Raw genomic sequence first — 20,646 nt, forward strand, 5'->3', positions numbered from 1 at the left:
GGCGAAGCTATAGGATAGGCTTCGCATCAAGCGTGTGCTCACAGAGGTTTATATTCATAAATTTACTTATCTTTCTCCATATATTCTTTAATCTTTCGTTCTTCCCACTCTTTTCCGAATATCCCAACTGGAAAAGTTGTCAAAGCGTGTATAACAATTCCGATTCCCCAACCTGCAAGTGGATATAAAAACCATAATTTACTTGAATCAGAACTTATATTTATGAAAAAAAGCATTAAGTTCACTAGTATATAGACCGTTAAATGAATGTAAAACGTTTTTAAATTCTCCACTCTTTTTTTAGCTCGTAAATAATTCTCATCTCGCTCCATATGTAAACACCTCTTTCATTATTGTATTTTTTAAATTCGCTCCGATTTAAACATCATATTCTAGTTAGGAATCCCTTATTCTCAAAAAATACAAAACAAAAAAGCACCTAGCAAATAGTCATGTGTATGACCATTTGCTAGGTACTGCATAATCCATTTATTATTTACAGGCGTCTAATTAAGACCAAATCCAAACATCATCATTATTTTCAACGTTGCTCTTTACCTCATGAACTTTTTCGATATGATCAACTGTGTTCCAATTAATAGAACTTCCGCCCCAGCCTACATACTTCATATCAATTTTTACTTTCTCCCCCGCTTTAAACACTTGCCCCTTTGTTAAGAAAACATCAATAATAACTTTCTTCCCATTTAGCGATGGATACTCAACTACAACATATTTAGTAGCACCGTCTGTTCCTACTTTTGATACTTCCCCAATTACATAATCAGGTGAGCCATCTTCTTTCATGTGCATACCTAACTTGTTTGTTGTATTTTCAATTGCAGTTGCAACCATATATTCTGTAAAATTACGCATCATAGATCCAGTAGCTTTTACTTCATCTCCTACTTTCACATTTGAAAATGAATCTATATATACACTAACAGGTTCTTCGTATTGCTTAGATTTTACAACAATTACACCATTATCTACTTCTACTACTCGTCCTTCTAACGTCGAGAGATTCGATTCAATAGAAGCTGCACTCGCTTTTGTTACTTCTAATCCTGGTACATTCGTTCCTGATAATGCTGCGATTCCTAAAGCACCTGCTAAAATTATTTTTTTCATACCCATTATGAAACATCTCCATTCATGATGATTTTATTTTTGATTGGATACGACCAACCTGTAACTATTATAGTTACAGGTTGTAGAAAATAGCAACCCTCTTTCTTATGCAATGATGCATACTGTGATTTTCAAATGCAATTCAACACTAAGACTGAATTCTTGAATCCCAGCAGGTAAACGGATTGATGATGAAGAAACTAATGACATGCATCATATTTTTCAATGCTACGGTTTGTATAATCGTATTTCATTACATTATGTAGGGGCGGAATTCATATGTTAATAAAACCAAAGAGATTACAGCCAGGTGATATTGTAGCAACAGTAAGTCCTTCATGGGGAGGCGCAGGTGATTCTGAAATAAGATGGCGATATGAGCAAGGAGTAAAGAGATTAGAAGAAGTTTTCGATCTTACGGTTGTTCCAATGCCGAATAGTTTAAAAGGTAGCGAATTCATTTATAACAACCCACAGGCTCGTGCGGAAGATTTAATGACAGCATTTCAAGATACGCGCGTGAAAGCAATTATTGCTAATATTGGCGGTCAAGATAGCATTCGCCTACTTCCCTATATAGATTTTAATGCAATACGTGAAAATCCGAAAATTTTTATGGGATACTCTGACGTTACCATTTCACATTTATTTTGTCATAAAGCAGGTCTTTCCTCTTTTTACGGTCCAGCAATTTTGACCGACTTTGCTGAAAATGTAGAGATGGATCCATATACGGTTGAAATGGTAAATCGAACTCTCTTTTCCAATGAAATGATTGGCGAAATCCAACCAGCTCCTGAATGGACAAGTGAGCGTTTAGAATGGATAGAGATAAATAAAGATACAAGACGTACGATGCAGCAAAACAATGGATATGAGCTACTCCAAGGCTCTACCACTGTACAAGGACGTTTAATTGGTGGTTGTATAGAAGTATTGGAATTTGCAAAAGGAACGGAGCTTTGGCCTGAGAAAAAACATTGGGAAGATAGCATTCTTTTCTTTGAAACTTCTGAAGACCATCCAGAACCAAGTTATATAAAGTATTGGTTACGAAATTATGCAGCGCAAGGTATTCTCCAAAAAGCCAAGGGCATCATTTTTGGTAAACCGAAAGACGAAATGTATTATGAAGAATATAAACATGAAATACTGCAAGTTATGAAAGAACATAACTTAGAAGATTTGCCAATTCTTTATAATTTGAATTTTGGTCATACTGAACCGAAGTTTATTTTACCTTACGGCTCGATGGCAGAAATTGATTGTGAAAATGGATCTTTCTCTATTTTGGAGAGTGGTGTGGAATGAATAAAAACACTCCTACGAGATATAACTGTGAATTGGTACTTTTAATACTTATCTAATGATAAAGGGGGATTTACGTGTATGGAAGTAACATTTACAGTAAGTAAATGGGATGAAAAACCAATTGATGATACTAAAAAAGATTTCCCTATTAATATTGCACATGTCGAATATGATATTGATGGTGAATTAAAAGGAAAAGCTTTTGTTGAATACTTATTATATTATTTAGACTCAAATATAAATGATGGTCACTTAGCTACTGCTAAAATTTCTGGATTTTTACACTTTGAAGGAATTTATAAGGGGCAGCATGGGACATTTACAGCTATAGAGCAAGGAATATTTGATAAAGGAAATTTAGATTCCCCAGGAACAATTATTAAAGCTACCGGTAACTTAGAAAGTCTGAGAGGTTCCTATCATTATCAGTTTGCAGGTCAAACTAGTAAACTAATTTTAGAGTTTGAATTTTAGCGAAATACCCTATACTTTAGTGGAAAGGACATTTCTTGTAATACTAGGAATGTCCTTAAAGTTCGTTCAAAGGTAATTTTTTCGCCTACTTGCAATTTCATTAGTCCCCCCCCTCCTCAAAAACTCTTTTAAAATAAGAAAAACCGAAACTAAAATCATTTCGGTTTTTCAAACTAATGAAGTCTATATTTATTTTAAAGAATGTACAAACAACCCACTACGCAGTTTCGGTTCAAACCACGTTGATTTTGGTGGCATAACTTCTCCAGCGTCTGCGATTGCTAATAAAGATTCCATTGATGTCGGATATAATGAGAACGCTGCTTTATATTCGCCGTTATTTACAAGGCGTTCTAGTTCTTCTAATCCGCGGATTCCTCCGACAAAATCAATGCGTGAATCAGATCGCGGATCATGTATTTCAAGTACTTGGCTTAATAAATGATCTTGCAGAATAGATACATCTAAACCTTTTACAAGGTCGTTCGCATCAAACGTTTCCTCTTTCACTGTGAGCTTATACCACTTCTCGTTTACATACATGCCAAATGTTTTTGGCTCATTTGGTTTATACGGAGAAATAGATGCTTCTTCTACATAGAAGTATTGCTTGATTTGCTTTAAAAACTGTTCTTCTGATAATCCATTTAAATCTTTTACAACTCGGTTATAGTCCCAAATAGATAATTCATCATGAGGGAATAAAACTGATAGGAAGAAATTAAACTCTTCTTCTCCTGTGTAATTCGGATATTGTTCTCTTCGCATAAGTCCTACTTTTGCGGCTGACGCGGAGCGGTGGTGTCCGTCTGCAATGTACAAGTTAGGGATATCTTCAAATAAGTTTACTAAACTTGTAATTACTTCTTCATCAGCTATTTTCCAAGCAACATGCCTAACGCCGTCTTCTGCTGTAAATGTATAGATTGGCGCATGTTCTTCTTTCCAGCTTGCGATGAAACGTTTCACTTCTTCTTTTGTACGATATGTTAAAAAGATAGGACCTGTATTTGCGTCACACACATCTACGTGACGAATACGATCTAGTTCTTTTTCATGACGCGTTCTTTCATGTTTTTTAATTGTATCGTCTTCATACTCATCAATAGATGTACAAACGACAAGGCCTGACTGCGTTCTTCCTTGCATCGTCAGTTCATAAATGTATAGTGCTGGCTCTTCGTCTTGTATGAACACTTCTTCTCGTATAAAACGATTTAAACTTTCACCCGCTTTTTCATATACGCGATCATCGTACGGTGAAAGCGCTGGGTCTAAATCAATTTCTGCTTTATCAACGTGCAAGAAAGAATACGGATTCCCTTTTACAACCTCTCTTGCCTCTTCACTATTTAATACGTCATACGGTAAAGCTGCAACTTCCGCTGCTTTTTCTTCTACTGGACGAATGGCCCGAAACGGTCGGATTTTTGCCAAGTTCCTCTCTCCTTTACACAATCATTCGAACGGCTACAACACCTGTAATTTTGCTTATATTTTCCACAATGTTCTCTTTTATTATATCATCAATTCCGTTATCAATATCAATCATCGTGTACGCCCAAGAATGTTTACTACGATTAATCATATCTGCAATATTAATATGATGTTCTGCTAAACATCCTGTAATTTGTCCTACCATGTTCGGTACATTTTGATGCATGATTGTAATACGTTTCTTTCCGATATACGGCAATTCTACGTTTGGATAGTTGACTGAATTACGAATATTTCCTGTCTCTAAATATTCACGTAATTGACGCGCTGCCATGATCGCACAATTTTCTTCTGATTCAGATGTAGATGCACCAAGGTGAGGCGTCGCAGTTACATTTTTCATCTTTATTACATTTTCATTGGGGAAGTCCGTTACGTAATGTGCAATAATGTCTTCTTCTAACGCTTTTTGAAGAACCTTTTCATCTACAAGTTCTCCTCTAGAGAAATTGAATAAACGCATTCCTTTTTTCATTTTCTCTATAGCGTGTTCACCAATAATCCCCTTCGTTTGATTCGTAAGAGGAATATGAAGGGTAATATAATCACACGTTGCAAAAATTTCATCTAAACTAAATGCTCTTTGCACATGTGTAGAAAGGCGCCATGCTGTTTCAACTGAAATGTAAGGATCGTATCCGACAACGTCCATCCCTAAAGCTAACGCATCGTTCGCAACTAAAGCACCGATTGCGCCAAGGCCGATAACCCCTAGACGTTTCCCCGCAATTTCAGATCCAACAAATTGTTTCTTTCCAGATTCAACAAGCTGCGGTACTTCTTCCCCTTCTAAATTTTTCGTCCAGCTTACTCCGTTAATAATGTTACGTGAAGACATAATAAGACTTGCAATAATAAGTTCCTTTACTGCATTAGCATTCGCTCCTGGCGTATTAAATACTACAATCCCTTTTTCTGTACATCGCTCGACAGGAATATTATTTACACCTGCACCAGCTCTCGCAATCGCCTTTAAGTCTTTTGAAAATTCTTCTTGATGTAAAGAATAACTGCGAAGTAAAATACCGTCTGGGTGATCCATTCTCTCCCCTACTTCATAGCGCTCTCCACTAAGTACTTGCAAACCTTTTTCTGCAATTTGATTTAACGTTTGAACACGAAACATATCCCCATCTCCCTATCTATTCTCAAGCTCAAATTCCTTCATATAATTTACTAATTGCTGTACGCCTTCTGCTGGCATCGCATTGTAAATACTAGCGCGCATACCACCGACTGATCGATGTCCTTTTAGCGTAACAAAACCACGCTCTTTCGCTTTTTGTAGAAACTCACTGTTCAGCTCTTCTGACGGCGTTGTAAACGGAATGTTCATAAGTGATCGATACGTAGGATCAACCGGTGAAGTAAACAATTTTGATTCATCTAAGAAATTGTAAAGTAGTGAAGATTTCATTTTATTTTGTTCTTCAATCGCAGATACCCCGCCTTGCTCTTTCAGCCACTCTAATACAAGTTTCGTTACGTAAATACTAAAGGACGGCGGTGTATTGTATAAGGAGTTATTTTTACTGTAAGTTTCATAGTTTAACATCGTAGGACAAGAGCGATCTGCTCCCCCAATTAAATCTCTTTTTATAATTGCAATCGTTAAGCCTGCTGGCCCTAAATTCTTTTGCGCTCCCGCATATATAAGACCAAACTTCGAAACATCATATCGTTCTGATAAAATATTTGAGGACATATCCGCAACAAGCGGTACTTTATCTACATGTGGAACTTCCACATATTTCGTTCCTTCAATTGTATTGTTCGTTGTAATATGTACATAATCTAGTTTTTCATCGCCTAGTAAACCATCCAGTCTAGGAATTGTAGTAAACTTCTCATTTTCAGAAGAAGCAATCACTTGTACTTCTCCTACTTTTTCAGCTTCTTGCATCGCCTTTTTAGACCATGAGCCAGTCAATATATATCCTGCTTTTTTATACGTATTCATTACATTCAGCGGTATCATAGAAAATTGTAATGACGCACCGCCTTGTAAAAACAATACTTCATACTCATCAGGAATGTTCATTAATTCACGAAGCAAGCTACCCGCTTCATCTATAATACTTTGAAAATAAGAAGATCGATGACTCATTTCCATAATAGACATGCCTGTCCCGTTATAATTTACAAGCTCCTTTTGCACTTTCTCTAAAACTGGCAAAGGGAGTATTGATGGTCCTGCTGAAAAATTATACACTCTTTCCATCACCCAGATGACCTCCCTATTTCTCATTTTAATATTTTTTAAACTTTCTGAATTATAACCCACAATACAAGACACGGTCAATTTCTTTTCTAGTATTACGGCGCAAGAAGCAATGGAATCGCTTGCATGTGTAAACTTTTTTTATAAACATATAAAAAAGTGTTAAGTACATAATCGTACTTAACACTCTAGTAATAAAGTATAATTGCTAATTGTCCGTAAAGAACCGATCAAAAATTTGATAAATAGCAGAAAGACCAATGAGCCAATAAATAGTGTCCACAAGCGCCGGCATAGAACCAAACCATTTCTCAACTACATTGTAATCTAACGCCACAAATAACCAATTCAAACCGCCAAGAATCACCAAAATTACTGTAAGGTAAGACAAAAATTTCATGATGATTGCCCCCTAGGTGATAAGATGGTGAAAGGCCTTTCACTAGAAATATATGTAGTGAACCTCAAAACTTGCCTATTTTATAAAAATTATTTTCGGTACCAGCCATTAATAACTGCTGCCGTTTCTTGACTATGTATTTGATACGCATGCGTACTATTATTAGATCCAATAAACCAAATTGAAAAGCCTTTAAAATATGGCTTCGGTTCTAATACGTCACGGTAAGCGCGCCATCCGTTTAATTGTACGTCTTTTGAAAACACATTAGAAACATCTGGATTCCACGGATTTTGTAAGCCTAGTTCACGCGCCGGAACGTTAAATCCGCCAAAGTAAACTGGCTTTCCTGTTGCTTTATGTAATTGTTCTAGTTGTTGAACAACATTTTGTCCACGGTTATATACTGTCGTCGCAAATAAACTTTGCTTCACTTCTTCATATGATGGATTTCTTTTTCCTGAAACTTCAAACCAACTATCGATACTAACAATGTCTACCTTCTTTAAATACGGACGATTTATTTTCTCAACAAACTTCGCTTCATATGAAGGATCCCAACTTGCTGTTAACCACCAGTTCATTTGATACAAAACATTTCCTTTATACTGATTACGAACAAAATCAATTGTATCGCTCCAGTATCCTTCTGCATATTCCATATTCACGAAATTAGAAGCAATCTTTAGTCCATACACATTGTATTTACTTGTAATAGAATTAAAAATATCTTGTAGAATAACCATCTTCCAATTCCAGAAGAAATCATTAATATTACTTGGATTCCATTCCGTTTCCCCAACATTTCCTTGCTGAATATATGGGAACGGCTCCACTATAACTTGAATATTACGCTTTAATAATTCTTGAATTAAAATAATAGCCTGTTGCTTTTGCGCTTGATTAATTACCATATTCGTAGAAGTCACATTCGGAATATCTACCTGAATCGGTACATTTACTGTATTTAAATTTAAGCGCTCTACATCAGCTAACACTTTCGCTACATTTCCAACTTCCCATACCGTTACATTTCCTGATTTGATTTTTCCAGATTGAACAGTATTTACATCTGCCTGTACATTTCCTTGAAAACAAAAAGAAAATAGCATAATAAACACTCCTAAAAAACTTATTAAACTCTTATTTTCCCTCACAACTTTCCCCCTATAATTTTTGGCTTTCTTGATTATTTTATACAATGTTTCATATATATTCCACAAAAAATCCAATAAATTTTTATTGATAAAAATGCAATTCATCCTTTATTCACAGCTTATTCATACTAACCTTCTAAAAATAGTGAGATAAATAAAAAAGGAACGGATTTCCGCTCCTTTTTTATCTTTTTACGATTGAAGTTATTGAATTACTGTTAATTACTTAAGTTAATAAGCATGTATAGAGAATCATTTTAACTTTAATTACAATTACTACAATGGTGATCTCTTATTTGCATTTCAAAATTAGCCATGGATACCATAATACCTCTTCTGCTTTGATTTTTTTTTCATCAATTAAATAAATGATTTCTTTTGCATCATCATAGTTCCCTATAAGAGATAAACCATTCAATTTTTTATTGAATCTATTAAAATCTTCCTGTAATCCATTGTGAATAAATGAATAAAAAGAGTTGTTAGAGTAACCACATATATCAAAACCTAAAATTTCATATTTCTTGACACTGAAAGGTAATGAACTTTCCAAAAAATTGTATATAGAAACCTCAAAATTATTTTCTTCTGATTCATTTAATAGAAAATCTGTCCTGTACTCTTCCGAAAGATTTAAACTGATAATTTCTAAATTTTCTATTCCCCTTAAATAGTTTTGTTGAAAGAATCTTGCATCTTCTAAGAACTTAAAAACATTGGGCCATGAAAACTTTTTTTCTTGTATTAATGTATCTAAAAAAGATTGCGCTTTTTCATGTTCCTCTCTACTAATCCTTAATCTTGATTTTATTATACTGGAATTAGATTCATTTTTATGTGTGTTACACCAAGGAAAAAAACAATAATCTGGGAATGTGGGGCGTACTTCATTACTTATTGTTAAAATGGTTTCGGGAAGCCCTTCAATAATACAATTTTTATAAATAAGATCCTTTTCATATGAAATTATTATAAATCCAGCATTATAATAATTCATCATTTTATCCCCCCTTCACTCAGCCTTACTATTTAGTGATTGATTATAACTATCTACCTTTTCTATACCCTTTTGGATATTCTTCTTAGTTATTGGATTTCTATTTCTTTTAATTCATCTGGAATATACCTTATTTCGCGATCATTGATTTTACTCATTCCTCTCTCGTCCAATCTGATATGGTTTCACCTTATTTTTTCTTATTTGAACCAAAGATATAGAAGATATCAAATCGAATCATAGCATACGTCTTTGCAGTTTTACGAATTGAACCTTATGAAAACCCATCCTAGTATGAAAGCTAATAAAAACCAAGTAAAGCATCCAATCAATAAAAAAAGGACTAGATAATAAATCCTAGCCCTTTTTATTATACATTAAATTAGTGTATCAACCACCGTGATCTCCAATCGAAAGACCTTGAATCACTTCGTAAGATTGTGGAGTCTTTGCTGTATTCGTCACACCTATAGTCAAGGTTATAGCGGTGACAATTCCCATTAAACTCAATACTATTTTTTTCATTTTAAAGCCCCTTCCTCAAAAAATTTTCGTTTTGCTTGCAACCCTAAATGGAAATACTTACTCGCCGCATGATGATTCTTTTCATCATAAAATTTTGTTCCCAGCGTCTCATAAGACTCCTGAACATCTTCATATAATCCTTCTCTTTCGAAGTAATCAATTCCTTCTAGCACTACTGTTTCGAGTATTTGAGCAGGTGAAGCATTGTTGAGCTCTTGTAAAATGAGATATCGATGTATGAACTCTTCTTGATTTAGTTTCTTACTAAGATTTAAACCGTTCTTAATGAGTTCTGCTGCGACATCTCGCTCTTCCAGTTTGTAATGTTCCAATGCCTTTGCATACATCGCCTTGTAATGGTTTGGAGACTTTTCAATGACTTCAGATAAATAACGAATTGCTAAAGATGATAGGTTTTGTTTAGAATACATCCACCCCAAATTATGGCGCACCATAATAATAAACTTATCTTCTCCGACTTTTTGGAACTTGTCCATTGCAGCCGCAAAATGTTCCTCCGCCAATGACCACTCTTTTAAGTTTATACAAGCTAATCCCAACAAGTTCTCACAAAAGCCAACATTACGCTCATAATCATCATGGGCTAAAAACATTTCTTTTGCCTTTGTTGTGTACTGAAAAGAGACTAGCGAGTCACAAATATCAAAATGGAATGCACCCAACTTATAATAAAATTCAGCTTTCTCAACGTCATCATTGATAAGCTCTAATAACTTTTCGGCTTGATCAAAGTGTTCTTTTGCAACCTTATAACTACCAGTTCCACTAGCATGGATAGCTTTAAAGAAATGATAATAATAAGTTAAAGTGTTGTTAGAAGGAATCTCAAAAGATTCTACTTTATCAAAACTACTTGTAGAAACACCTAAGTTATCAATTACATATTGATGACGAAAGTCTAATAATGAGTAGTATAGTAATAAGTCTTGATCTTCTATGTTTTGAATTTTATCATTAATTTCTTCTTTTAAACGATGCGCGTTACTTATGCGCCGCGCACGAATTTCCACATACCAATCATTTAATAAGCCTAGAATCTGTTCGTTTCCTTTGATTGCAATATTCATAATCTACCCCCTCATTACCAATTATCATATAGTCTTTTAATAATATAATAACAGAATTTGTAATTTTATAGGTGTGTTTTTAAATATATATCAACAAAATTCAGAATATTAAATCTTTTAAGAGCTATGGTGAAACAAGAATCTCATTGAATTTTATTCTCTAAAATACAAAATCCTACTATCACCTCAAATGATAGTAGGATTTTAAAATTATTTAAAGACTGGTTTATATTCTAATTTATAAGTTTTCATCAGTAGAAATATTATCACTTCGGCTCTAAATTTAACACCTTCCCCTTTATCCCCTCCGTATTCAATGTAGTCGTATGATATGTTCCATTTACCCAATCATCTATTTGATCATGATACCAATTACTTCTAAAATGTCCTGATTGTCCTGGCCCTACAATATGATAACCGTTTGACATATCTTTCGTATCAATGACGAATCGCCAAGAAGCTCCGTGATTGACGATACCGTTATCGCCGTAGCTCGCTGCTTGAACGGTAACTTGGCTTCCACCAATTGGAACTGGTTTTTCGCGATTAAATGCAAGTAATGCTAACATACTAGATGATTTGGAGATTGGATGTGTAAAAGCAAGTTGATGGTAATCGCCCCACTTCCACTCCGTAACATCTGGTCCATACTCCTTCTGTAATTTCTTCATTACATCCTCGTACGATGTATGCACAACTTTTGTGAAGCCTCCGTACTTCATAAACCAAGCGCTATGTTCTCCTGCTACTTCTTTTCGAATTAATTCATCAACAACTTGTGCCTTTCCTTCAAATAACTCCATCACATCTTTCGGTATTTCTTTTGAAAATAACGTATTTGAAATCTCTTTCATTAATAGATGGAATATTAACGGTGCCGATTCATCTTTACTATCGTAAAAATTCCACTTCGTTAATTGTTTTACGCCCTCTTTCTCTACTTCATTTAAAGATGTTTTATTTAACTCTTTTAAAAATATAGGAGCAAACTCTTTCCCATATAAATTTTTTTGATCCATCTGTAACTCTTCTAAATCTTTTACCGTATACTTTTCCTTCTCTTGTAAAAACTCTTGAATACGCATTTGCCTATATGGCTGTGCCCACGTATTACTAATATGGTACGGATAATGATCATCCACAATTTTATTATTCGCAGTAGAAATAAACCCTTGTTTTGGATTGATTACTTTTGGAAGTTGATCATATGGGATATACCCTTCCCATTCATATTCATCTGTCCATCCTGGCACTGGTAGACTACCATCACCTTTTTTACGCACTGGTATATTTCCATTTGCTTTATAAGCAATTGTGCCGTCGTTTGATGCAAATACAAAGTTTTGAGTTGGTGTATGAAAATCTTGAAGAGCTGTTTCAAACTCATTCCAGTCTTTCGCCTTATTCATATTTAATACAGCCTTTAATTCAGCGGAAGGTTCCAAAGCAGTCCACTTTAAAGCAAATACTGTTTTCGTTTTCTCTTTCCCTTTATCCGCAAACTCTGAAATGACTGGACCGTGCCTCGTAACCGTAACATTATACGGTATTGTCTTTCCGCCTTTTACTTTAATAGATTCATCCAGAACAGTCGCTTTTTCCCATTTATCGTTATATAGAAATTCGTTTTCATTATTAGGATTTCGCTTTTCAATATATAAATCTTGTACATCAGGACCGGTATTCGTAACGCCCCATGCTATTTTGTCATTGTGCCCTAATATAACACCTGGTACGCCAGCGAAAATAACGCCACTCACATTCAAATCTTTCGTTTCAAATTTTGATTGATACCAAATAGAAGGCGTGGCAAGAGATAAATGAGGATCATCCGCTAACATCGGCTTACCAGACGCACTCTTCTCACCGCTTATGACCCAGTTATTACTACCATTAAACTCTGGTGGAATAATCGTTTTTGCAAAACTTTGTGCTACGTCTACATTTGTATTTTTTAGTTCAGCTAGTAATCTAGGCGCATCTTTCGGATATGTAGGAAATAACTCATTTGCTTGCTCTTTCGGCAAATTTTTCAGCGCCCAATATCGAAATGCCTGTCCGTGCCAATGTCCCCCTAAATCAAACGCCATATACTTTCCAATCGTTAACGTATCCACAATGGACCATTCAGCAGGTTCATAGCCTAATATAGTAAACTCAACTGGCAATTTCTTTTCCTCTTTTGCCTCGCGTATAAAGGCATTCACCCCATCAGCAAATGACTGCAGAGCATATTTCGCTTCTCCATCATATTGATTAACAGACGCTTCGGCTGCTCGCCGTAAACCGAGCGTTCGAAACAACTTATCTCGATCAATAGCTGCTTCCCCTACAACCTCACTTAACATCCCAGAAGCTTGCCTTCTACTTAAATCCATTTGAAATAACCTATCTTGCGCTTGTACATACCCTTGCGAAAAATATAAATCGTGTGCATTTTCCGCTTTAATATGCGGTACACCTTTACTATCTCGCTTTATCGTAACAGCACGTTGTAAATCCTCTAGCTTTATCGTTCCATCTATCTTTGGCACAGATTTAAGCGTATATATGTTCAAAAAAATCGCTGTACATATAACCAACAAAAGGACGATACTACTAGACCAAATAAAAATTCTCTTACCACGAGTTCGTTTCTTTTTTATAACAACTTCCATATAACCCCCTCCTTCCTCAAACTATTCGCTTCTATTTTGAAAGAACCTTTTAGAAAAGTTGAAAAACCCCTTCATTTTCCTACAAATGAAGGGGGAATTTTTATCGTTTGTTACGCCAGCTTTCATTATGACCAAGATTTGAATCGGTCGCTAATTGTACATCATATAATATTTCACTAAAGAAATACTTATCTACTTTTTTTGGCACAATGCGTCTTTCATCATCAATTTCATCGTATTCATATGAACCACGATTCACTGTAGCTGCTTTATAAAATTCAATGTCATACACACATATATCTTCTTCGTCTTCATAGCCAATTGGTGCTCCGCTAAATGACAGTTGTGCCCCTAATCCAGTGCGAGTATCTTCTTTATAAAACGTATAATACACACCGCCATCTTGAACTGATCCGCGAATCCATCCAAGTTTCGTCATCTTACCGAATAACGAGCGACCATTTAATAAAATACCACCAAATCTCTCAACAGTAACCTTATCATCTTCCTCTACTACAAACACAGGACGTTCAATTTGTAGAAATGGCTGGACAATTTTCGAATGTTCCAGTTGCTCTTTCCACATTTCCTTTTCCGTTTCGGATAATTCTAACGGATGAATGAAACCAATCACGGTTCCAGACGAAAATTCATGATTCTCTCCTATCATTGAATAAAACGTACCATCCTCCGCATAACGGAACATTTTCAGTAACTTCCCTTCTGTATATTCACCCCAAATAAGTGAAGTTACAAATTGCTTCATAATTGGATTCTCTAGAAATACCGACTTCCAGGAGTCATATGACCAATAGCGCTTTCTTGATAGAGCAGCTTCCAACCGTTGTTTCTGCATGGAAAGAGCACTTCGAAGCTCTTTCTTTAAAGTAGATAACTCTTTCTTAGCTAATTCAGCTTTTTCTATATCATCTTTTGCATTCGGCTTTGGAAGCGACTTCATACGTTTCCCTTCTTCTGTCTCTAATTCAATTTTTGACTCTGCAGTTAATATGGCTGTAAAACATCTATTCCCAAAATCAATTTCCTTCTCACCACGTATATTGAAACCAAGATTTGGTACTAGTTGATCTTCCAGCTCTTCTTCCGTTATACCACGCGTTTTTGCAGCGAGACTTAGTGCTTCTTTTGCCGCATTACGCACTTGTTTATGTTTATATTTAAAGGCCATTGCATGAATAGACATAAGTGCAAGCTTAGATGAGGACAAGCCTAAAGCCCGAACAGCATCAGCTGCAATTTTCCCTCGCATATCGAGCACCCATTCATCAATTTGCTTTTTCAGTATGCCGACCATTTTGTCATCACTATATATTCCATATAACGAAAGAATACCGCGTTTCTTCACATCTGCATCTTGAGAAATCCATGTTTGATATATTTCTTGCACACATTCTTTCAAGTCCTGTTCATTTAAAGTACTCCCAATCGCTTCAGCTGCCTCTTTCTTCTCAATAACAGAATCTGAAATGTACTGCTGCAAATAAGCTAATGGAATTGTAGCATCGGCAATTTCATTAGAATGACGAAGACGGATTTGTGGTTCATCCCCAATCAATTGCATAAGTGAATTTCTTTTTTGTTCCGTTACGATACGTCCACAAAGTTCTTCTATACTTTCTGAGTTTCTCTCCGTTTCAAGTAACGGAGCAAACTTCTCAACAAAAGAGGCATTCTTCTTATCTTGCAAAGCTTCCTGTACAAGTTCTGTATATTTTTCAATCTTATACTCTATAAGCAGTTTCATCACATTTTCACGGACAATTTTCTTTTTATTATGAAGTTCCAGCGCTACATCCTCTACAGCTTCTACATCTCTTGAAAGAAGTTTAACTACAGACTCACGCATTTTTTTAGATGAATCCCCTAAAGTTTTAATTAAAATGGGACGCATTTTAATCATGTTATCCTTTGCTAACTCTTCTAAAATATATGCTTTGGCAACAGCAGAATACTCATCAAACCGTTCAATTATATACGCTTGTTCTTTTACAATGACATGAACAAGCGCTTCCTTCGCCTCATTTCTCTCTTCACTGTAGCATGCAGCTTGTTCAACTGCATAGGCAATCAGCTTTTCCTTACTTAGCCCATACGAAAGAAGTTCTTCTAATACTTGTTTCGGTTCTATCCCTCTGACAGAGCATTCGTAAAGAAGTTCGTATAAATTAACACTATATTCATCTCCGAATTGTAGTGTAAGTACAGCTTCCCTTTTTGCTACATCATCTATATCCCAAAGGAGTGCAACCTCTAACACCGGCATGGCCCAGTACATACTTCTATATTTCGGATTTTTAAGTATGTGCTTCATATCCTCAAGTGACACTTTCCCTAGTAAATAATCACAATATGTATCACGTATTGTAGACAATTTAATTTGCAAAGCAGCAACAAAAAATTCTTCTCGCATTTTCCCTCTATTTAGCTCATGTCCTTTTTCAGCTAACGTTCGCGCGATAATAAGATAATTCATTTTACTTACATATTGCAAAGTGCGTTGAACAAATTCCGGATTTTCTTCCAACATAAAGCAAAGGAATTCATATTCATACGTCTTACAGAAGTCTTCACTATTCAAATTATGTTGCCTCAGGCGGTGCGCAAAAAACCTTTCCTCAGCAATCCAAAACTGTTTACAAAAACTTTGAATTTCTTCATACGTTTTCTTATTTACACTACCTGTTCTTTTGTAGTTTTGAGGCTGGCCAAGAGCATGACACATATAGCGCGTAGCATAATTCATAAACCCCCACACGTTTTTCTTTGCTAATATTTCCACATATCGCCTCGCAACGTTTGAATACTTATGAACATGAAATAACAGTCGCCAAATATAGTCCGGTAAATTTCCACCTAAAAATAATTCCCTATCACTTTCACCTTTTATATATCTTTCAGTTGCTTCAATCTTTTCCTTTTCCCCATTCAAATTCAAAATAAATTCAGCATGTTCTTTTAATCTCTCTTCCAATAAAGAGCTATACGTATGGAACCTCTCATAATCTACTTCAAACATTACGAGAAGTAGTGATAGTTGTTGCTTATTTAGTAAAGTATGTAATTGTCTCTCTATATAGTTCGGATCCTCTTTTGTTAACTCTTTCAGAAAACTATACGCCTCATTCACATAACTAGAGATATTAGTTAAATATTTACATGCAATTACTACAAGTTGATCCAATGGAAGTGCACTTTTTTCTAAATAAACCTTCATATTAGAAAAATCCACATATTTAAACCTTATTATAAGAACATTTAACAACTGCTCTCCTAACAAATAATAGAATAATCGTAAGAAAGCTGGATCTTGCTTATGCACTTTCCTAAAATCATTTATAAACCGCTCAGCAAAATCGCCTCTTCTTTGATCTCGAATTGTCGTTAATTGAATATCTTTCAAAATCTCTTCTTCTTTTGTTCGTAAATATAGCAGTGATAATTGTTCCTGTTCTTCTGTCATATGAATATATTGAAATAACTGAGTTGTATTTGTAGTCAAACTTTGTTCCCCCGCATCTTTTATCCATTATAAAAACATCCTTATTTAATGGTAGTATAGCATAAAACCTACCAAAACGAACATACATTCTACATTAAATTAATGTAAATTAAAACACACTACTCAAAACACTTCTCCTTCTCTCTAAACTACCCATTACACACTTCTCTCCACCATATTTGCTACACCAATTCCTCAAAATCCCCTTCACATAAGCAAACGTTCGCTTATTCTGTTCAAATGCAATTTTAAGTGCCTCTAATACTCTCTCTCCTGAAACTTTTCGTATCCACTCTTTCAATTCCTTCACGATATATGGGGATAGACTACTTATATGTTGCTCGTAAAACTTATAAACCTCACTATGTGGAGTGTCCTCTTCCACTTCCACATCTTTTATTTCTTCAACAACTTCTTGTAAACTACTAGTATCCTCTTCTTCTGGCATACCAAAATACTGCAATAACAATGGAATCTTCCATTCTTTTTCCAGACATGTACGTAAAAACATATGTATGAATTCTTTATTTTTTACAGTCTTTAACTCACGTAACACACATTTTTCTACATTCGTATTTAAAATTGGATTATAGTGTAGCCAATTTATGATGTATAACTCTTTCGTTTCCGCATCGTATAAAATCTTTCCGTATTCAACAAACCTATTTAATAACTTCTCAACAGTCTCCATATTGTAGCCTGTTTCAAGTTCTGCCACACGCTTCGGTAATACGTAAATTCCACATTGCTTCGTTTTCGTACCAGTTAACAAATATATGTAAAAATAACGCTCCTCTGGCGTTAAATCTAATATGAATTCATCTTGCCAAAAGTTCACTTGCACATTACGGTACACCGCCATATGTTTACCTCCCCCTTGTATTCATAAAAAGGTAGATTTCAATCCTTCAATATACATATAGGAGTGAGGGCTTGGTTTTTGCAGTTGAATTCCAAATTTTTTTAACTACTACAACGACGGTTTTATTTTTTCGCGCTTTTTTGTTCTTGTAGTTGTTTTTGTTTTGTTTTTTCTTAGTGATTTATTACTTGGTAGGTGCTTATAAGGGGCTTGGAAGGGGCTTAATAAGGGCTTATATAAAAAGGAGCTGTTCCAAATTCTCATTTTGGATAGCTCCTTTATCATTCTTTCTATTTTTGACTTGCATCTAACATCTTCACTAAAAAGGCAGCTGCTTCACCACGAGTTGCTGTCCCTTTCGGATTAAACTCATTATTTCCAACACCAGTAACTACTTTTAAGCTATATAATCGTTGAACAGGCTGTTTATATGTGATCAAATGTTTATCCCTAAATGGCAATGCAACTAATTCACCTGTAACACCGTTATACTGTAATGCGTTGTCAATCATGATCGATGCTTCTTCACGTGCGATAGATGCGTTAGGATCAAAAATCCCGCCGCCACGACCGTTAATAATTCCCGCACTTGCACTACGTTTAATACCGCTATGAAGGGATGGATGCGCTTTATTAATATCTACAAAGGAATCGACTTTATTAATAGTAAATTTAAATATTTTTTCATTTTAGCTTCTATTACAAATTCCCTTTAACGTTTTCGACAATCTCGTTTATCGTATTTCGATCAAACTTATCACTAATTTCGTATGGCTCACGATCTCCTACTAATTGTACGCCTACGATATGGTCGCGATCCTTACCATATTGCACTTCAATAATCGATCCACGCTCTATTTGTTTCCAAACGAGACTTGCTTCATCTTTATTATCTAAAATAATACAATCCTCAATATTTTCATCAATCCCAATTAACTTGTTATCATCCATATATCCAACCTCGTATTGTTGACGTTCTTTCGCTTTTCCGCTTACTACTATACCTTTGCTTCCATACGAGTAATCCGTATAGTCCTTTTTCTCTGATTGTATCGCTTTCGGTTCTTTTGCTTCAGTTTTTTCAGTATTTCCACACCCCACAATCATACTAATTGGCATAACTACAGTTAATACTACTCTAGTAAATTTCTTTATCATTTATAACCAACCTCACATGTTTAACTTTACATTTATCCTCTTACCAAATAATAACATAATAATACCGAGAAAGAGCCAAAGATACAGTGAAACTTTAATCAGTAGTTTTTCATCCTAAAAATCTAGACTTTCAAAATCACTATCTGCACTATCGACAAATTATAGAAAGTAGACATCCTACTCACATACGATTTAAAATTAGAAAGTATGGAAAACATGATAAAAAATATAGGCTAGTTGTTCGCAATTAAAATGGTTTTTACATGAAGAAAGGAAGTACACAGCTTTGGATTTTAAAACAGTTATGCAAGAGCTTGAAGCCCTAGGCAAGGAACGAACGAAAAAAATATACATATCTAACGGTGCGCACGAGCCAGTTTTCGGCGTAGCTACAGGTGCTATGAAACCAATCGCAAAAAAAATAAAAATAAACCAAGAGTTAGCAGAAGAACTTTATGCCACAGGCAACTACGATGCTATGTATTTTGCAGGCATTATTGCGGACCCGAAAGCTATGAGTGAGTCTGATTTTAATCGATGGATAGACGGAGCGTATTTTTATATGTTGTCTGATTATGTGGTGGCAGTCACTTTATCAGAATCAAATATCGCACAAGATGTTGCTGATAAATGGATTGCAAGTAGGGACGAGCTACAAATGTCTGCAGGCTGGAGTTGCTACTGCTGGCTTTTAGGAAATCGCAAAGACGATGAGTTTTCTGAAAGCAAAATTTCCGATATGCTTGAAATGGTGAAAAAGACAATCCATGATTCGCCAGAACGAACTAAATCCGCTATGAATAATTTTCTAAACACGGTAGCAATTTCATATGTGCCACTACACGAAAAGGCAGTCAAGATTGCAAAAGAAGTTGGTATAGTTGAAGTAAAACGTGATAATAAAAAAAGCAGTTTGCTAAATGCTGCAGAGAGTATTCAGAAAGAACTTGATAGAGGAAGACTTGGTTTCAAGCGTAAATATGTAAGGTGTTAGATGATTAAAAGGGTGTCAATCTAAGTAAGATTGACACCCTTTTTTAATGAGAAAAATGAATGAATTCCCCCTGCACACCTTATCCGTTAAACATTTCTTCATTCAATTTATAAACCCTATCTCTTTTCTCATCACTTTTGACAAAAATAAGCTTTCCTTCTTTAACAAATCCTTCTAATAGTAAGCATACTTCTCCATATGCTTTCGGCTTATTCGTTGTGAATCTTTCATCTGATATTTTTCCAGCTCGTATTAATTGTTCACACAGCTCAAGTGCACTTATTTCTTCAGAATCCATTAATTCCAATATATCTCTTTGCAATGGTGATAAAGGGACTGGTATTTCAGCTACCTCCACCTTTTCTTTCTCGTTTTCTTCTTCAAATAAATCTTCAAATGAAATTTGATTCATTACTTCTTTTCCTTTCTAACGATTGATTTGTATAAAGCGTAGTTATTGTTATGTAGTACGTACCTTAATACATACATGTCAAACTCATGTACATCGTTTCATATAGTATATTTCGATTATACCAAATATACGTTCTGTTTTCTATCGTGGAATGGAAAACAGAACATTTTACTGTATGTACCATTATTAAATAACGCTGAATATTCATTATTCGAATATCACATTTTTAGTTATATCATCAA

Annotated in this window: 18 protein-coding genes and 1 pseudogene; 3 read left to right on the forward strand and 16 right to left on the reverse strand. The window is 35.1% G+C overall.

The genetic code is table 11. From position 1 onward, the window contains the following. Positions 1–62: 62 nt before the first annotated feature. A complete protein-coding gene (locus tag PDK19_RS21130; protein ID WP_074615515.1) occupies positions 63–332 on the reverse strand; it encodes a 2TM domain-containing protein in 270 nt (89 codons plus the stop codon). Positions 333–510: 178 nt separating this feature from the next. Then, positions 511–1,137 (reverse strand): F0F1 ATP synthase subunit alpha, encoded by a 627-nt coding sequence (locus PDK19_RS21135; RefSeq protein WP_000525502.1) that lies wholly within the window; start codon positions 1,135–1,137, stop codon positions 511–513. A gap of 273 nt (positions 1,138–1,410) precedes the next feature. Here PDK19_RS21135 and PDK19_RS21140 point away from each other — a divergent pair, with 273 nt between their 5' ends. Then, positions 1,411–2,442: a S66 family peptidase gene (locus tag PDK19_RS21140; RefSeq protein WP_270707992.1), complete on the forward strand. Its 1,032-nt coding sequence runs from the start codon at positions 1,411–1,413 to the stop codon at positions 2,440–2,442. Between the two features lie 78 nt (positions 2,443–2,520). Then, positions 2,521–2,916 carry a DUF3224 domain-containing protein gene (locus tag PDK19_RS21145; RefSeq protein WP_000454096.1) on the forward strand — a complete coding sequence of 132 codons (396 nt, stop codon included), beginning with the start codon at positions 2,521–2,523 and terminating at the stop codon, positions 2,914–2,916. A gap of 189 nt (positions 2,917–3,105) precedes the next feature. On the opposite strand, the gene PDK19_RS21150 is transcribed toward PDK19_RS21145, so the two are convergent. From PDK19_RS21150 to PDK19_RS21210, 13 genes and pseudogenes are all read right to left on the reverse strand, one after another. Beyond that, positions 3,106–4,353: a DUF1015 domain-containing protein gene (locus PDK19_RS21150; protein ID WP_270707994.1), complete on the reverse strand. Its 1,248-nt coding sequence runs from the start codon at positions 4,351–4,353 to the stop codon at positions 3,106–3,108. A gap of 13 nt (positions 4,354–4,366) precedes the next feature. Beyond that, positions 4,367–5,539, reverse strand: a complete 1,173-nt coding sequence (locus PDK19_RS21155; protein ID WP_000490257.1) for a 3-phosphoglycerate dehydrogenase family protein — start codon at positions 5,537–5,539, stop codon at positions 4,367–4,369. Positions 5,540–5,551: 12 nt separating this feature from the next. Beyond that, entirely contained in the window at positions 5,552–6,634 is a 1,083-nt protein-coding gene (serC, locus tag PDK19_RS21160; protein WP_014893595.1) for a 3-phosphoserine/phosphohydroxythreonine transaminase, read from the reverse strand. A gap of 208 nt (positions 6,635–6,842) precedes the next feature. Next, entirely contained in the window at positions 6,843–7,034 is a 192-nt protein-coding gene (locus PDK19_RS21165) for a DUF378 domain-containing protein (protein WP_000670803.1), read from the reverse strand. Between the two features lie 89 nt (positions 7,035–7,123). Continuing rightward, the gene (locus PDK19_RS21170; RefSeq protein ID WP_049112371.1) at positions 7,124–8,191 is read right to left on the reverse strand and encodes a glycoside hydrolase family 113; all 1,068 of its coding nucleotides are present in this window, start codon (positions 8,189–8,191) and stop codon (positions 7,124–7,126) included. Positions 8,192–8,483: 292 nt separating this feature from the next. Next, on the reverse strand, positions 8,484–9,188 hold the full coding sequence (locus tag PDK19_RS21175; RefSeq protein WP_270708021.1) for a hypothetical protein: 705 nt from the start codon (positions 9,186–9,188) through the stop codon (positions 8,484–8,486). A 390-nt stretch (positions 9,189–9,578) separates the two neighbouring features. Further along, positions 9,579–9,713: a hypothetical protein gene (locus PDK19_RS21180; RefSeq protein ID WP_000725058.1), complete on the reverse strand. Its 135-nt coding sequence runs from the start codon at positions 9,711–9,713 to the stop codon at positions 9,579–9,581. After that, on the reverse strand, positions 9,710–10,801 hold the full coding sequence (locus PDK19_RS21185; protein WP_049111192.1) for a response regulator aspartate phosphatase: 1,092 nt from the start codon (positions 10,799–10,801) through the stop codon (positions 9,710–9,712). The genes PDK19_RS21180 and PDK19_RS21185 overlap by 4 nt, the downstream gene beginning before the upstream one ends. Before the next feature lie 266 nt (positions 10,802–11,067). Next, complete coding sequence (locus tag PDK19_RS21190) at positions 11,068–13,458, reverse strand: penicillin acylase family protein (protein WP_270707999.1); 2,391 nt, start codon at positions 13,456–13,458, stop codon at positions 11,068–11,070. Between the two features lie 100 nt (positions 13,459–13,558). After that, the gene (locus PDK19_RS21195; RefSeq protein WP_270708000.1) at positions 13,559–16,978 is read right to left on the reverse strand and encodes a DUF4132 domain-containing protein; all 3,420 of its coding nucleotides are present in this window, start codon (positions 16,976–16,978) and stop codon (positions 13,559–13,561) included. A gap of 109 nt (positions 16,979–17,087) precedes the next feature. Next, on the reverse strand, positions 17,088–17,840 hold the full coding sequence (locus PDK19_RS21200) for a DnaD domain-containing protein (RefSeq protein ID WP_049111189.1): 753 nt from the start codon (positions 17,838–17,840) through the stop codon (positions 17,088–17,090). Between the two features lie 290 nt (positions 17,841–18,130). Further along, positions 18,131–18,490 (reverse strand): annotated as a pseudogene (locus PDK19_RS21205) (S-layer homology domain-containing protein); the annotation flags it as partial. A gap of 49 nt (positions 18,491–18,539) precedes the next feature. Beyond that, the gene (locus PDK19_RS21210; RefSeq protein WP_000591657.1) at positions 18,540–18,998 is read right to left on the reverse strand and encodes a hypothetical protein; all 459 of its coding nucleotides are present in this window, start codon (positions 18,996–18,998) and stop codon (positions 18,540–18,542) included. A gap of 286 nt (positions 18,999–19,284) precedes the next feature. Between PDK19_RS21210 and PDK19_RS21215 the strand changes: the two genes are divergently transcribed. Then, the gene (locus PDK19_RS21215) at positions 19,285–19,992 is read left to right on the forward strand and encodes a DNA alkylation repair protein (protein ID WP_208735633.1); all 708 of its coding nucleotides are present in this window, start codon (positions 19,285–19,287) and stop codon (positions 19,990–19,992) included. 79 nt (positions 19,993–20,071) lie between these two features. On the opposite strand, the gene PDK19_RS21220 is transcribed toward PDK19_RS21215, so the two are convergent. Next, positions 20,072–20,404, reverse strand: coding sequence for a DUF3895 domain-containing protein (locus PDK19_RS21220; protein ID WP_001071915.1), 333 nt, complete (start codon positions 20,402–20,404; stop codon positions 20,072–20,074). Positions 20,405–20,646 lie beyond the last annotated feature (242 nt).

This window comes from Bacillus cereus group sp. BcHK124 (genome assembly GCF_027712065.1).
Lineage (GTDB): Bacteria > Bacillota > Bacilli > Bacillales > Bacillaceae_G > Bacillus_A > Bacillus_A pacificus.